Annotated in this window: 13 protein-coding genes; 7 read left to right on the top strand and 6 right to left on the bottom strand. The window is 68.8% G+C overall.

Translation table 11 applies throughout. The annotated features are described in order from the left end of the window. Positions 1-103: 103 nt before the first annotated feature. Both MBA17_RS19275 and MBA17_RS19270 read left to right on the top strand, forming a co-directional pair. Positions 104-934: a hypothetical protein gene (locus MBA17_RS19275; protein ID WP_238497882.1), complete on the top strand. Its 831-nt coding sequence runs from the start codon at positions 104-106 to the stop codon at positions 932-934. Between the two features lie 77 nt (positions 935-1,011). After that, on the top strand, positions 1,012-2,421 hold the full coding sequence (locus MBA17_RS19270; RefSeq protein ID WP_238497881.1) for a serine hydrolase domain-containing protein: 1,410 nt from the start codon (positions 1,012-1,014) through the stop codon (positions 2,419-2,421). Positions 2,422-2,682: 261 nt separating this feature from the next. On the opposite strand, the gene MBA17_RS19265 is transcribed toward MBA17_RS19270, so the two are convergent. From MBA17_RS19265 to MBA17_RS19250, 4 genes are all read right to left on the bottom strand, one after another. After that, a complete protein-coding gene (locus tag MBA17_RS19265; RefSeq protein ID WP_238497880.1) occupies positions 2,683-3,315 on the bottom strand; it encodes a response regulator transcription factor in 633 nt (210 codons plus the stop codon). Beyond that, positions 3,306-4,421 (bottom strand): sensor histidine kinase, encoded by a 1,116-nt coding sequence (locus MBA17_RS19260; protein ID WP_238497879.1) that lies wholly within the window; start codon positions 4,419-4,421, stop codon positions 3,306-3,308. Before MBA17_RS19260 ends, MBA17_RS19265 begins: the two co-directional genes overlap by 10 nt. Before the next feature lie 197 nt (positions 4,422-4,618). Then, positions 4,619-5,077 carry a hypothetical protein gene (locus MBA17_RS19255; protein ID WP_238497878.1) on the bottom strand — a complete coding sequence of 153 codons (459 nt, stop codon included), beginning with the start codon at positions 5,075-5,077 and terminating at the stop codon, positions 4,619-4,621. A 175-nt stretch (positions 5,078-5,252) separates the two neighbouring features. Beyond that, positions 5,253-5,909: a TetR/AcrR family transcriptional regulator gene (locus tag MBA17_RS19250; protein WP_238497877.1), complete on the bottom strand. Its 657-nt coding sequence runs from the start codon at positions 5,907-5,909 to the stop codon at positions 5,253-5,255. Between the two features lie 82 nt (positions 5,910-5,991). Between MBA17_RS19250 and MBA17_RS19245 the strand changes: the two genes are divergently transcribed. Beyond that, positions 5,992-7,179 carry a DUF418 domain-containing protein gene (locus MBA17_RS19245; RefSeq protein ID WP_238497876.1) on the top strand — a complete coding sequence of 396 codons (1,188 nt, stop codon included), beginning with the start codon at positions 5,992-5,994 and terminating at the stop codon, positions 7,177-7,179. Between the two features lie 485 nt (positions 7,180-7,664). Here the strand turns inward: MBA17_RS19245 and MBA17_RS19240 are convergent, their stop codons facing one another. Together MBA17_RS19240 and MBA17_RS19235 are read right to left on the bottom strand one after the other, a co-directional pair. Next, positions 7,665-8,036: an ArsR/SmtB family transcription factor gene (locus tag MBA17_RS19240; RefSeq protein ID WP_238497875.1), complete on the bottom strand. Its 372-nt coding sequence runs from the start codon at positions 8,034-8,036 to the stop codon at positions 7,665-7,667. Positions 8,037-8,314: 278 nt separating this feature from the next. Further along, positions 8,315-9,541 carry a murein hydrolase activator EnvC family protein gene (locus MBA17_RS19235; protein ID WP_238497874.1) on the bottom strand — a complete coding sequence of 409 codons (1,227 nt, stop codon included), beginning with the start codon at positions 9,539-9,541 and terminating at the stop codon, positions 8,315-8,317. Between the two features lie 719 nt (positions 9,542-10,260). Here MBA17_RS19235 and MBA17_RS49545 point away from each other — a divergent pair. The 4 genes from MBA17_RS49545 to MBA17_RS19220 all read left to right on the top strand — a co-directional run bounded on the left by MBA17_RS49545 (position 10,261) and on the right by MBA17_RS19220 (position 14,679). Next, positions 10,261-10,386 carry a hypothetical protein gene (locus MBA17_RS49545; protein WP_274385609.1) on the top strand — a complete coding sequence of 42 codons (126 nt, stop codon included), beginning with the start codon at positions 10,261-10,263 and terminating at the stop codon, positions 10,384-10,386. A gap of 121 nt (positions 10,387-10,507) precedes the next feature. Continuing rightward, a complete protein-coding gene (locus MBA17_RS19230; RefSeq protein ID WP_238497873.1) occupies positions 10,508-12,118 on the top strand; it encodes an ABC-F family ATP-binding cassette domain-containing protein in 1,611 nt (536 codons plus the stop codon). A 321-nt stretch (positions 12,119-12,439) separates the two neighbouring features. Further along, the gene (locus MBA17_RS19225) at positions 12,440-13,153 is read left to right on the top strand and encodes a hypothetical protein (protein ID WP_238497872.1); all 714 of its coding nucleotides are present in this window, start codon (positions 12,440-12,442) and stop codon (positions 13,151-13,153) included. A 113-nt stretch (positions 13,154-13,266) separates the two neighbouring features. After that, positions 13,267-14,679, top strand: a complete 1,413-nt coding sequence (locus tag MBA17_RS19220; RefSeq protein WP_238498016.1) for a hypothetical protein — start codon at positions 13,267-13,269, stop codon at positions 14,677-14,679. Positions 14,680-14,804 lie beyond the last annotated feature (125 nt).

Raw genomic sequence — 14,804 nt, 5'->3', positions numbered from 1 at the left:
GCCGTGCTTACCGGCGTCCTCGCCGAATTGACATACTTCTCGGACGTGCATATTTCCGTTACGGATTCTCCTGACCATCGCCGTGCCGAAGGGGAAGCGGATCGTGAATGACGAGCCGATCGTGGATCCCGCCATTCCAGACGCGTATCGATGGCGGATCCTGGCGACACCAGCGGAATTGCGGGCGGACGCCGGGCCTTCGACCTGGGAGAGACGTCTCTGCACGGTCGGCGGATTCGTCGCGGCGTTGCTCGGGGCCTTTCTGCTCGGGATGGCCGTGGAGACCGACGCCCGGTTCGTCGCGCTGTGGACCGTCCCGCTCTTCGTTCTCGCCGCAATGCTGATCCACGCGGGACGCACCCGCCTGGGCACGCGGCTCAAGCGACTGTATGGCGACTGCTACGTGCTGCCGGCGGATCTCGACCTCGACGCCCGCGAGCTGGTCGGCCGGGTACGGGACGCGATCGAGCAGGTGTCCCGGTCTCAGGTGAAACGTCTCGGGATGCTCGACGGCATCGCCGACGACGTCGTGTTGCCGCACCGGCTGTGGGACATCGCCCGGTTGCTCCGCATCCAGGTGGCGCTGCGGGCCGAGCAGGCCGCGGCGCTGACCGGGGTGGTGACCCCCGAACTGGCCGAGGTGCTCGCGCCGCAGCGGGAGGCGCTGAACCGCTCGGTGGAGACGGTCGTCGGCCAGGTCCGCGAGATCGAGGCGTACGCGCAGCGGGTGGCGGCGGCGGACGCGGCGTTGCGGGCCCGGGACCTGATGAAGAGCAATGACAAGTACCGGGACCTCCTGGCGCGGACCCACGACACCGAGGGCCTACGCGACCTCGCCGACCAGGTGCGCGACCTCGAAAGCAGGCTTGCCGGGAGTTTGCGGGATGTGGTCGCGGCCGGTCGGACGCTGGCGGTGCCCGAAGACGCCGCGTGACGGTGGTGGTTTTCCGTAGAAGACGTGGCGGGATCTCGCAATGGTGCCGGGCGGGATGGCGCAAATAGCTTCGACGGATGCTCAGAATCACTCTTGCCGCGATCTGCCTCGCGGCGTTTCCAGCGGCCGGCGGAATGCCTTCCGGTGACATCAGCCCCGAGGCCGTCGACGCGTTCGTCGCGGACTACCGGGAGGCGACCGGGCTGCCCGGTGTGACGGTGGCGATCACCAAGGGGACGGAGGTGGTCCATGCCGCGGGGTACGGCGAGACCGCTTCGGGCGTCCCGGTGACGGCGGACACGCCGATGGCCGTCGCGTCGGTCAGCAAGTCCTTCACCTCCCTCGCCGTCATGCAACTGGTGGAGCGGGGCACGATCGACCTCGACAGGCCGGTGCGCGGCTATCTGCCTGAGTTCCAGATGGCGGACTCCCGGGCAGCGAAGATCACCGTGCGTCAACTGCTCGACCAGACGTCGGGCATGGCGGACTCGGTCTTCCACGAGAAGAGCCTGCCCCAGCCCGACTCGCTCGAAGGCGCGGTGCGGCGCCTCAGGGAGGCGACCCTGGCCGCGGAGCCGGGAACCACCTTCAGCTACCACAACACGAACTACCAGGTCGCGGCCCGGCTCGTCGAGGTGGTGAGCGGCGAGCCGTTCGGGGGCTACCTCAAGTCGCACGTGTTCGCACCGCTCGGCATGCGCCACAGCAACACGATCAACACCGAGCGGGACCTGCCGGACACCGCCCGCGGCCATCTCTACCTGCTCAGCCGCCCGGTCGCCCTGCCCGAGCCGCCCGGGTTCGGCAACGGCTCCGGCGGCGTGATCAGCACCGCGAACGACATGGCCCGATGGCTGATCGCGCAGAACAACGGCATCCTCTCCGCCGCGAGCGTCAAGGAGATGCGCACCCCCTCCAAGCAGAGCGACGGATACGCCCTCGGCTGGTCGATCGGCAAGACCGAGCACGGCACCCCCGTCGTACGGCACGGCGGCGACCTGTTCACCTCCACGGCCGAGCAGCTGCTGATGCCGGAGTCCGGGTACGGCGTCGCGGTCATGGCGAACACCGGCATGGCCTTCGACGACAGCGGCGCCCTGATGGACGCCCTGGTCGCCATGATCGAGGGGGAGACGCCGACGATCCCTTCCTCGCCCTTCCTGATCACCGACATCCTGTTCGCGCTGCTGACGCTCGCGACGATCGGGCTGGCGGTCCGCGGGGTGGCCCGCTCACGGCGGTGGGCGGCCCGCCGTACGGGCTGGCGGCGGTGGTGGTCGCTGCTCCATCTGGCGCCGCTCGCGTTGTGCGCGATGGCCGCGCCGGTCTTCCGGGTGCTCGCCCGGGGGAGCGACATCATGTGGATCCAGGTGGTCTATCTCTATCCGACGTTCATGATCTGGCTGGTGACGGCCGCGGTCGCGGGCACGACGCTGGTGGCCGCGCGGCTCATCCCCTGGGGCGGCACGGGGCGGCCTGCGCGGTGAGAACGCGCGGGGGATCAGGCGGTGGTTCACGCGGGGGGCGGTACGGGCGGCTGCGGGTGTTTAGCGTGCGCGGGTCGTTCGTATGTCGGGCGGCTCGTATGTTGGGCAGGGCGTGTGTCGAGCGGGACGGCTCTGTGCCGGGTGGGGCATGTGTTGAGCAGGGTCACTCATGTGTCTGGTGGGCCATGTGTTGGCGCGGGGCGGGCTCGTGTGTCGGGTGGGGCGTGTGCTGGGCGGGGCGGCTTGTGTGTTGCGGGTGGCTCACGGGTTGAGGTAGCGCAGGATGGCCAGGACCCGGCGGCTGTAGCCCGGCGTGCGGGCGAGGCCGAGCTTGTCGAAGATGCTGTTGACGTGCTTCTCCACCGTGCTCTGCGACACGTGGAGGCGTTCGGCGATCGAGGTGTTGACCATGCCCTCGGCCAGGTGCGCGAGGACGTCCCGCTCGCGGGGGGTCAGCGTGCTCAGCGGGGTGTGGGCGAGCAGCCGCCTGACCACGTCAGGGTCGAACACCGTGCCGCCGGAGCCGACCCTGCCGAGGGAGTCCAGGAACTCGGCCACCTCCGACACCCGGTCCTTGAGCAGGTAGCCGAGCCCTTCCGGCGGGCCGGCGAGCAGCTTGGCGGCGTACGTCCGCTCGACGTACTGCGACAGCACCAGCACGCCGACGCCCGGCCACCGTTCGCGGATCTCCAGCGCGGCCCGCAGCCCTTCGTCGGTGTGCGACGGCGGCATGCGCACATCGATGATCGCGACATCCGGTCGCCCCGCGGCCACGGCGGTCAGCAGCTCGCCCGCGTCGCCGACCGCCGCCGTCACCTCGTGCCCGGCGTCCTGCAGCAGCCGCGCCAACCCTTCGCGCAGCAGGACGGAGTCGTCAGCGATCATCACCCGCACGGCAGCCTCGCGGTCACCTTCGTCGGGCCGCCGGGCGGGCTGTCCACGTCGAACGTCCCGTCCAGCGCCCGCACCCGCCGAGCGAGCCCGGACAGCCCGCCACCGTCCTCGGCCGCACCGCCACGGCCGTCATCCGAGATCGTCACGGTCGCCTCCCCCTGCTCCAGCCGGAGATCGACCACGATCGTCCCCGCGCCGGCATGCTTGTTCGCGTTGGTGATGGCCTCCCTGGCCACGAAGTAGACGGCGGTCTCGATCTCGGACGCGAGCCGTACGGCGGGCCCGTACTCGATGGTCACCGGTACGGCGGAGCGGTCCGCCACCTCCGCCAGCGCGGCGTGGAGGCCCAGCGAGTCGAGCGCGGTGGGGTAGACCTGCCACGCCACGTCGCGCAGTTCGTCGAGGAGCAGCCGGCATTCGGTGTACGCCTGGTCGAGCAGGACGGGATCCGCCCGGTGCCGGGCGCGTCCCAGCAGCATCGCCAGCGCCACTCCCCGTTGCTGGACCCCGTCGTGCAGGTCGCGCTCGATCCGCCGGCGCTCGTCGTCGACGGCGCGCACGATGCCGGAGCGGGACGCGGTCAGCTCGGCGATCCGGCGTGCCATGGCCTCGCTCCGGTCGGGACCCGCGAAACGGTCGGCCAGGTGGCGTTCCATGGCGATCAGCCTGGTGCTCCACCAGATGGACGCCGCCAGCGCGACCAGCCCGAGGACGAGGCCGTACGCCCAGCTGCTGCCCGTCAGGTGCACGCCGGGGAACCGCAGCGGGATGAGGTCGGAGTCGCCGGAGACGAGTTCTCTGGCTCCGCCGTACAGGAAGAGGACGCCCACGAACAGGCCCGTGATGGTGAGGTAGCCGCCCAGCGTGCCGAGCAGGCCCCGCAGGGCGAGGTAGGCGCGACCGCCTCGGCCACCGCCGACGGGGTGGTCGTACCAGGTGGCGAGGCGGGTGCGCTCCAGTCTGACGAGCGCGGCCGTCACCCTTCTCGCGCGCGCGGGGCCGACCGCCGGGGCGAGGCAGATCCATCCGATCCCGGCCAGACCGGTCGGCATCCCCGCGAGCAGGCCGACGGCACGCCGGAGGGGCACGTTCGTCGCTGGGCGCATGGCCGGAGTCTAAGGTGCCGGACGGAACACGCCGAGCGCGCCGCCGGGCGGTACGAAGACCTGCCTGGTCGCCGGCCAGGTCTCCGCCTTCGCCGGAAGGGACGCGCGACACGGTTCCAGCCGGACGGCCGCCGGGCACTACGGCGACCGGAGGTCGCCCGCCGCCCGCCGCCCGCCGTGACTAGGACTCCCGGGCCTCAGCTGAGCGAGACCGCCGTGACGACGACCAGGATCAGCAGGAGTGCCAACGCTCCGAGCAGGACCGCCAGTATGGCGATCATGCAGCCCTTCCCGTTCCAGGGCTGGGGGGCGGAGCCGAGGGCGCCTCGGGAGTAGGTCCACAAGGGGGCGCGATATTCGAGTTCGAGTGCCCTCCCGGGGTGGAGCCAGATCGTCAGGTCCGCAGGCCCGATCTGTGCGGGGAAGATAAAGGGCAGATGGACGTGGAGATGGTACTGACCTGGAGGAAGCGGAATCGCGTTGTGGCCCCAACGGACCAGCATCTGGTGGCCGTTGAGGAAGATCTTCGGCGTGATCATGGCCAGCGTGAAGCTGAACCAGTGCCGCTTCACATCGAGGACGAGATGCGCCTGCGCCGTGGGGGGAACTGGTGGGGGCGGCCGGTTCCATGGGGTGTGCGGCGCGGGGGGATGCATGGCGCACATGTTACTGGCACCCCGATCCTCTTGATCTCACTTCAAATCGTCTGGAAATGAGTGGCCGGGGTGGCTCGGATACGCCCTCTGAGCTGCGTTCGGCAGGGATCTGGACATGGTGATGTGCTCAGCCGCAAGGGTTGCCATCTCTCGCCCACGAGAAACTCGTCGTGGGTCACGTACCCAGGTCGTCCGCAGGGCTCGTTGACGCTTCAGGGATGGCTCCGGCCTCGGGGGCGCGGCTCCCGCTCAGTCCGATCGCGGGCAGGATGGCCTGGTCGACGATGGCTGCCAGGTCGGCGTGGGTGGGTGCTCCGCTGTCGAGCAGTCGTTTGATGACGAGGGCTTCGCCGATGTCGAGCACGACCGGAGTGAGCAGGTCGGCGGGGAAGTGGCCGCGTTCGGCGTAGTGCCGCAGCACGGTGCTGGTGAATGTGCCACCGCGGTTGGCGAAGACCCTTTCGAACAGTGCCTCGGAAACCTGTGGAGCGGCTTTGGGATCGGTGAGGATGGCCGCGACCGCACGGCCCGCGGGGCTGAGCGTCCACGTGGCCATGAGCTGAAGGGATCGGATCAGGTCGCCGCGCAGGTCGTCCGCTCCGGGGGTCGGTTCTTCCACCGGATGCAGGTGATAGAGCGCGTCGAGGAGCACCTCGATGGGGTCGGACCAGCGGCGGTACAGCGTGGTCCGGGCGGTCGCGGCTCGCTTGCCGATCCCGTCCATGGTCATCCGTCCGACGCCGACCTCCGCCACCTCTTCCAGCGCCGCGGTGTGGATCGCGTTGATCAGCTCCTCGCCGCGCCGCCGGGACCGCCCGCTGAGGTCGCCCATGGTCGCCCCTTGCTTAGGTACACGGCTGTAGTTTACCGTAAAACATAAGCTACAGTCGTGTACCTAATCGCTGGGAGTTCCCATGTCCATCGCCCCACCGGCCCCGGTTCAGCGGGCCGTACCGCTCGTTCAGCGGTCCTTAGCCCCCGATCTCGCGCGAGGTCTCATGCTGCTGCTCATCGCCGTGGCGCACGCGCACATGTACCTGTCCGGTCACCAGGCCGGCTTCCGCGGCTACGCCCTCGACGGAGGTCCTGTCGACCGGCTGGTGGCCGGGGTCCAGATCGTGCTGGTGGACGGCCGAGCGCTCCCGATGTTCGCCGCCCTGTTCGGCTACGGGCTGGTACAGCTCGCGAACCGGCAGTCCGCCGCGGGCAGGAGCTGGGCACAGACCCGGCGGCTGCTCCGGGCCCGGAGCCTGTGGCTGCTGGCGTTCGGGTTCTGCCACGCGCTGCTGCTGTTCTTCGGCGACATCCTGGGCGCGTACGGCCTGGTCGGGCTGGTCCTCGTCGGGTTCATCCGGCGTAGTGACCGGGCCGTGCTGTGGGCCGCCGGCGTCGGGCTCATCATGCACGTCGTCGTGCTCGTCCTGTTCGGGCTGCTCACCGTGTCCGCCGGGAAGGGCGACACGCCCGCCGCGATGGCCGACCCGCTCCAGGCGCTCGTGACGAGGTTGGTCGGCTGGATCGCGATGACGCCCACCTACTTCGCCGCAAGCGTCGTATCGGCCTTTCTCCTCGGGATCTGGGCGGCACGCCGCCGTCTGCTGGACGAGCCGGGCCCGCACCGGGCGCTGCTCTCCCGGATCGCCACCGTCGGTGTGAGCATCGCGATCGTCGGCGGGCTTCCGCTGATGCTGGTCGACACGCGGCTCTGGACGCCCACGGCCGCGGTCTCCGTTGCCGCGTATGCGATCCACAGCCTGACCGGCATCGCCGGTGGCCTCGGGTACGCGGCGCTGATCGGACTGGTCGTGGACCGGATGCAGCGTCGTCGGCATGCCAGGCCCACCGGGTGGGTGACCACTGCCCTCGTCGCGTGCGGCCAGTGGTCACTCACCTGCTACCTGCTCCAGTCGGTGATATTCGTCACGGTGTTCGCACCGTACGCAGGTGGTCTGGGTACCCAGGTCGGCGACGCCGCCGCGTCAGGCATCGCCGTCGTCACCTGGTCGGGCACCGTGCTGCTCGCCGCGCTGCTCGCCCCGGCAGGGCGAAGGGGGCCGGCTGAGACCGCGTTGCGATGGCTGACGTACGGTCGCGCCCGGTGATGGACCGGCGCGCGCGGATCCATGCCAAGAAGGCCGGTTACGGGTCGCCGTGGGTCACGTACCCATGGTCGGCCCCTCCAGGCGCCGCGTCGCGCCGCAGTTGAGAAATCGGGATGCTCGACCGATGAGCCGGTGGATAGCCTGCGCGAGGAGCTTTGGAGGCGAATCGTCGTGGGGCACGTTGAGGTCGGGCAGCCCACATGCAAGTCATGACCCCCATCCGGCGAACCGGATCTCAGGGGTTAGTACGGGCTCATCTGGTCTAGTGCTTTGGCGGCGAGTGCCAGGAACTGCTCGGCTTTCGCCATGTCCTGAGTGACGTCATCGGATGTGATTCCCGGAGTGTCCGGTCGGGGGTATTCGGCGCTGTTGCGCCGGCGGCGCATTCGGTCGAACGAGCGGAGCGACTGTCCGAGTGGCGGGTCCAGCTGGGCTGTGACCGCGTCCAGCACAGCGAGGTGCCCGCCTCTACTCGTGGCTCGACGTCACGGGGGGTGGTCCGGCCTGGTTGGCATATCTCGCGGCCCAGGAGCCATAGATGTATGCCTCGTCGATACCGGAGATCGATTCGAGAAGGGGGGCAGGATGGCAGCTGGGCCGAAGGTCACCGCCAGCAGGTCGGTGAGTGGCTTCGCGACGATCGTGTCTGTGTCGGCGCGGATGAGGCGCAGATTGCCATGCCGTCTTTCGACGGTCAGTCCGGCGTCGAAGAACCGGTCCGCCTCGCGGCTCACTGTCGACTGCGACGCACCCACGCGCGCGGCGAGATCGGTTGTCGAGTATTCGCCCTCCGGATGAAGGTACAGCCAGGCGAGCAACTCGCCAACGGCGTTGGAGCGAAGCAGGGGCAGCAGCAAAGGTGGGGTTGCCCTCATAGATGCATAATTTCATGCAGGAATAGCAAGTTCGCTACTGATGGTGCCTGATCTATCGCGCTCAGTGTTGTAAAGAGTGGAGCCGGTGTTCATGCTCGGCGTAGATCACGGCGTTGAAGTGCGGTGACTCGCCCAGTTTCGTGGAGGCGGGGGCGACAGCGAGTAGACGACGTGCGGCGCGGTCCGCGAGCGCGGTCGCAACCTGTTGCGCCCCACGCCGAAGGACCCCGGACGCTGCCGGGGTCCTTCTTTTCGTTCGTTCAGTCGACGGTGCCGGGCTGCGCGGACAGGAGCGTCTGGCCCCAGCCGCTGGCGTCGACTGCGGCCTGCCCGCCGAGATCATTGCCGCGGCCGTCGTAAGGATCCTGGTCGAAGTACCTGGCCAGGGAACCGTTGGGATTGTGGCCGTAATACACGCCACCACCGGGCGACAGCAGATGATCGAACGCCTGCCAGGTCGCGTCACGAAGCTGATACCGCTTTGACGAGCCCGCGCCGTTGATGCGGTAGGAGATCAGCCTGCCATTGGCGGTCGTACCCAGAATCCAGTCCGGGCCCGTCGCCGTCAGAGTCTTGAGCGTGAACCCATCACCGATGACGACATTCCCACTGATGTCGCCGATCGCAGGCTTGGCCGCACCGATGGTGTAGCGGCGCAACGTCCCATCGGTGATACCGAACAGATGACCACTGCCGTCGTAGGCGAGAAGATCATGCGTGTAACCCCTACCAAGATAGACCGGCGGCTTGAAGACCAGACTGGCGCCGTTCGTCCGCACATCGACCCGATAAAGCCTGCCCCCAGGCCCCTTCTCGGTCACCAGAATGGTGTTGAAGTTCAACGTCGCCATCGCCTTCGGCGTGAACCCCAACGTCGCCGTCGACACCACCGCACCATGCGTACGCCGCCCCGACGCCGCATCGATGGCGGTATAGGTCAACCGCCCGTTAGGCAGCACCCCGTATACCGAGGCGACGCCCTTGGGGGAGGGTGCCGAGCAGTTGCGGCTTTTTACGTTGCGCCAGGTCCGGCCGTTGCTCTGGCCGTAGGTGACGCCGTTGAAGGTCGGCCTGATCCGTTCGGAGTCGCTGGACCCCCAGGAGGCGTGCCCGTCGCCGTTGGAGTCGTGGGCGAGCTCGAAGTGCAAGTGCGGGCGTTCGTTGGACTTCTTCCCCGTCGCGCCGACCCTGCCGATCACCGTGCCCCGCCGCACCCTGTCACCGGGCGAGACGGAGGCACGGGACTTCAGGTGGATGTAGGTGGTGAAGTAACCGCCGCCGTGATCGATCTGCAGGACATTGCCGCCGTTCACGTGGTAGAACACCCTGTCCACGGTCCCGGCCGCCGGCGCGACCAGGGTGGCGCCGTTGGTGCCGTGCTGGTTCGGCTCCTTCACCATGTCCAGCGCGGGAGCGTGCGCCCAGGTGTCCAGCCGCCACTTCTGGCCGCAGGGGAAGGGCAGTTGCAGATCGGGGGCGGCGGCCATCGCGGGACTCGCCGTGCCGAACACGCCGGCGGCCGCGATGAGCGTCGCGGTGATACCGGCCCGTAAGAAAGTGGATGGGGACATGAGATTCCTCCAGGGACATGCCGAAATGAAGCCGCCCTGGCGATGTCTCCATCCCGGGCATTCACTTTCATATGTGTTTTCGTCATTACCTATAAGGCGGAGTTCGCGATTTCATGCGGTTATGCCTCCGTTCGATCCGTGGCGCCTACCTGCGGGATCGACCATAAGCGGCGACGGTATATCGGTGGTATGCCGCGGCGGTGGCCGGAAGTCGCGAGCTTTCCGCACGGTGAAACACATGCTCCGTCCAGGTCCGGTGCGTCGAATTCGACTCGGCGCGCACACGGGTGTCGGATAACACAACAACACTTCGTTAGCCTCGATCTTTCTCGGCTTTGGCGTGGTCGGCTGAGGGGTTCGGCCACGGCCCCGGTGAAGTGGCGTTGACAGCCTGACTGTCCGTTTTCGGTGGCAGCAGGGGCGGAGGAGCAAAGCAGGCACGGCCTTCGCGATCACGAGTCGCACACCGAGACCGTCTACGCCATCACCGGCCTGCTCGCCTGGCAAGCCAGCCCTGCCGACCTCGCCACCTGGATCCGCGGCCACTGGACGATCGAAACCGGCTCCACTACGTCCGCGACGTCACCTACGGCGAAGACCATTCCCGGGTACGCACCGGCAACGCACCCCGGGCTATGGCCACCCTGCGCAACCTCGCCATCGGCGCCCTCCGCCTGACCAGCGCCAGCAACATCGCCCAGGCCACCCGCCACATCTCCCGCGACGCCACCCGCAGCCTGACCGTCTTCAGCCTCACGTGATCAGAACCGGACCCATGGTCGGCCCCTCCAGGCGCCGCGTCGCCCCCCAGCTGAGAAATCGGGATGCTCGACCGATGAGCCGGTGGATAGCCTGCGCGAGGAGCTTTGGAGGCGAATCGTCGTGGGGCACGTTGAGGTCGGGCATCTGACGTATGTGTTGCCGGATGGGCGGCCGTTGCTCAATGACGTGTCGTTCCGGATCGGTGAAGGGGTCAAGGCGGCGCTGGTCGGGCCGAACGGGGCGGGTAAGACGACGCTGATGCGGCTGGTCGCGCAGGATCTGGAGCCCGTCGAGGGGAGTGTCGCGAGTTCCGGCGGGCTCGGGGTGATGCGGCAGTTCATCGGGAGCATCCGCGACGGCCGTACGGTGCACGACCTGTTGCTGAGCGTCGCGCCGGGGCGGGTCAGGGAGGCGGCCGGGCGGCTGGAGGCGGCCGAGCTGGTGATGATGGAGCGCGAGGACGAGAAGGCCCAGATGCGCTACGCCCAGGCGATCACCGACTACACGGACGCCGGGGGATACGACATCGAGGTGCTCTGGGACACGTGCACGGTGGCGGCGCTCGGTGTGCCTTACGATCGCGTGAAATATCGGGAAGTCAATACGCTGTCCGGTGGTGAGCAGAAGCGGCTGGTGCTTGAGGCGTTGCTCAGAGGGCCGGACCAGACGTTGTTGCTGGACGAACCGGACAACTACCTCGACGTGCCGGGCAAGCTGTGGCTGGAGCAGGCGCTCAGGGAGACACCGAAGACGGTTCTGCTTGTCAGCCACGACCGTCAACTGCTGGCGAACGCGGCAGACCGAATCGTCACCGTCGAGTCCGGAAACATCTGGATCCATGGTGGTGGGTTCGCCGACTACGCCCAGGCGCGGCGCGAACGCAACGAGCGGCTCGACGAGCTGCGCAGGCGCTGGGACGAGGAACACGCCAAGCTGAAACGCCTGGTCATCATGCTCAAGCAGAAGGCGACCTACAACGACGGCATGGCCCCCGCCTACCATGCCGCGCAGACCCGGCTCCGGAAGTTCGAGGAGGCCGGCCCGCCGGAGGTGCCGCCCAGGGACCAGCTGATCAACATGCGGCTCCGCGGCGGGCGCACCGGCAAACGCGCGATCATCTGCGAGGAGTTCGAGCTCACCGGGTTGATGCGCCCCTTCGACCTGGAGATCTGGTACGGCGAGCGGGTGGCCGTGCTGGGGTCCAACGGTTCGGGAAAGTCACACTTTCTCCGGTTGCTGGCCGGGGACGAGGTCAGGCACACCGGTACGGCGAAGCTGGGCGCCCGAGTGGTCCCCGGCCACTTCGCACAGACCCATTCGCGGCCTGAGCTGCTGAAGCGCACCCCCTGCGAGATCGTGATGACCGAGCACGCCCGGCTCAAGAACGAGGCCATGAAGGCCCTGTCCAGATACGAGCTGGCCGGACCGGTGGCCGAGCAGCGGTTCGAGACGTTGTCCGGGGGACAGCAGGCGCGGTTGCAGATCCTGTTGCTGGAGCTGTCCGGGGCCACGTTGCTGTTGCTGGACGAGCCGACCGACAACCTCGACCTGGCCAGCGCGGAGGCGTTGCAGGAGGGTCTGGACGCGTTCGCGGGCACCGTCGTGGCGGTCACCCACGATCGATGGTTCGCGGCCGACTTCGACCGGTACCTGATCTTCGGGGCTGACGGGCGGGTCTACGAGGCGCCCGAGCCCGTCTGGGACGAGGGCCGGGTCGTCAGGGAGCGTTGAGGGGGTGGCCGTCGTGTTGAGGGGTTGACCGAAGGGGCCACTCCGGCGGTCCTGCCGTCGCGGCGACCAGCCGTGCGCGCCCGAGTGCCGTGGGGCCGCGGGCCGTCACCGGCTGCGGCGGGTGGCGTCAAGGTGGCGTGCCGTACGAACTTTGTCCGGTGGTTGGGGGGTTAAAGAGTTCATTGGGTGGGTGTGTCGTGCCGGTGGGGGGTCTCGGGGGCGGGTTATGACGGCAGGGTGATGCAGCGTAGGTGGGTTGTGGGTGTCGTTGTCGTCGGGGTGGCGGTTCTCGGGGGGTGTGCCGGTGAGGAGGTCAAGCCGGTGCCGCTTCAGCCGCTCTCCGTGCGGGAGCAGTCGTCGTCGATCGTCAAGGGACGCGACGGATATCTGGTGAGCTGGGCGGCGGTGCTCGGGAACCGGAATCCGTGGCACTTCGGCGAGCAGGTGGTCGCGACCGTGGTGGCGTCGAGTGCCAAGGGGAAAGAAGTGGTCCGGATGGAGCAGCCGCTGGACGCGGTGCCTCCGGCGGGAACCCTGGCGTTCAGCGGGCAGGCGATGGCGGTGCAGCGGCCGACGCAGGTGAACATCACCTACAAGCCGGCGCAGTGGAAGCAGGCGGCCAGGGTGACCTCGGCGTTCAAGCCGTTCCCGGTCAGCGACGTCATCACCAGGCGGCAGAAGAACGGCGCCTACCTGGTCACCGGCCGGGTCGGCAACCCGTACCGGCTCGCGGCCGGCAGCCTGGCCGTGACGGCGTTGCTCAGGGACGACAGGGGCAGGCTGATCGGCGGCGCGAGCACCTTCGTGGACGATGTGCGGGCCGACAACCAGCCGAGGTTCATCCTGACCGTGGACGGGATGCCGCGCGGGGTGGCCAAGACCGAGGTGGTGGCGCGCACCTGGGGAACGACGAGCCGGCCGTACGAGGAACTGGCGCTGGGCGGGGCGATCTCCAAGCACACGGTCAAGCCGAAGACGGCTCCGTTCGCCAAGGACCGCGGCGGCCAGGTGCTGGCGGGGACCGGGCCGCAGTAACGGACTTATCAGTATGAATTCCAGGCGGTCGTCGTCGTCGCGGCAGAGATAACCGATAGCGACGTCTCAGAATCGGTAGAACTAGCAGTTACCGAACGTTTACCATCCGTCACATGAACGATAGCGTCCTGGTCGAGGCCCTGCGTGCCCGCGACCCGGGTGCCCTCGCTGCGCTCTATGACTCGTACGCCGAGAGCATCTACCGATTCTGCCTGTCCTCGCTGGGAGGACTCGACAGCGCGCAGGTGGCGCTCCGCGACACGTTGATCGCGGCCGAAGCGCACATTCACGCGCTCACCGATCCCGCCCGCCTGCGCCCGTGGCTCTACGCGCTCGCGCGGCTCGAATGCGTGCGCCGCGGGGGGAGACCGGTCGCCGGCCCGTCACCCGCGTTCGAGGACGCGGGTGACGCCGATCTGCGGCTCATCTCGTGGAACGCGACGATGAGCCTGCCCGAGGCCGACCGCGAGATCCTCGACCTAGCCACCACGCACAACCTGTCCGTCCCCGACATCGCGCTGGTCGTGGGCCTGCCCGAGCGCCGGGCGCAGGAGGCGCACGACACGGCCCGCGACGTCCTGCACGACGCGGTGTCCGCGGAACTGATCGTCAGGAAGGGGCCGTACGACTGCCCGGAGCGCGCCCGGATCCTCAGCGGCTTCGCGGGCGACCTCACGCGGACCCTGCGCGAACGGGTGATCAGGCACCTTCAGGGGTGCCAGACCTGCGCGCCGCACCGCCGGCGGCAGGTCTCGGCCGCCAAGGTGTTCAACCTGCTGCCCGCCGCCACCGTTCCCGAGACGCTCCGCGTCAGGGTGATGAGCTGCTTCGTCGACCCGGAACTGGTCCCCTACCGCAGATACGTGGCGAGACGGGTGGGTCCGCTGGACGCCGCCGGGTTTCCCGTGGGGGGCGCGCAAAGGGATCATCGTGGCCGTCATGCGCTGGTCGGGGTGGTTGCGGCGGTGGCCGCGGTGATCGCGGGGGTCCTGGTGTCCGGCCATCTCGGGCAGACGCCCCAGGACGCCATTGCGAGCATCGCCTCCGGCGCCTTCCCGCCCACCGGGGAGCCGCCCGGTATCCGCCTTCCCTGGCAGCCGAAGCCGGAATGGGTCCCGGTGGAGCTGGAGCCCATGCCCCAGGGCTTCTCCGTGCGCCCCCAGGTCTACCGCTCCGTCAGCCCGAGCCCCACGTGGCGGACCTCCGCCCCGACGGACACGCCCGCCCCCGGGCCCAGGGGGAAGAGGAGCGCGCGCCCCCCTGCGCCCCCTTCACGCGCGCCCGAACGCTCCCCGCTCCGGCCCGAGGAACGACCGTCTCCCAGGGAGCACCACAACCGCCCGCGTCCCCGCCCCGCTCCCTCGCCGAAACCCACCAGCCCGCCGGCGCAGCCCCCGACCCCGACCCCGACCCCCGCCCCCACCAAACCGCCGACACAGTCTCCGACACAGCCTCAGACGCCGACCCCCACGCCGACCGTGAGCAGCACGCCGGAACCCACTCCCACCAGCGAGCCATCACAATAGGTGTGCGCACGGTGACGGATGGGAATCGTGTGCATAGCGTGACGATAGGAACGCAAGTGGAGAGGGGGACACGATGTACTCCACTGGTGCACGACGAAGAACGGCATCCCTCATCGGGCTGGCCT

This window comes from Dolomitihabitans soli (assembly GCF_022213955.1).
Lineage (GTDB): Bacteria > Actinomycetota > Actinomycetes > Streptosporangiales > Streptosporangiaceae > Streptosporangium_A > Streptosporangium_A soli.
The sequence above is the reverse complement of the archived record's forward strand: the minus strand, read 5'-3'. Positions and strand labels throughout refer to the sequence as shown.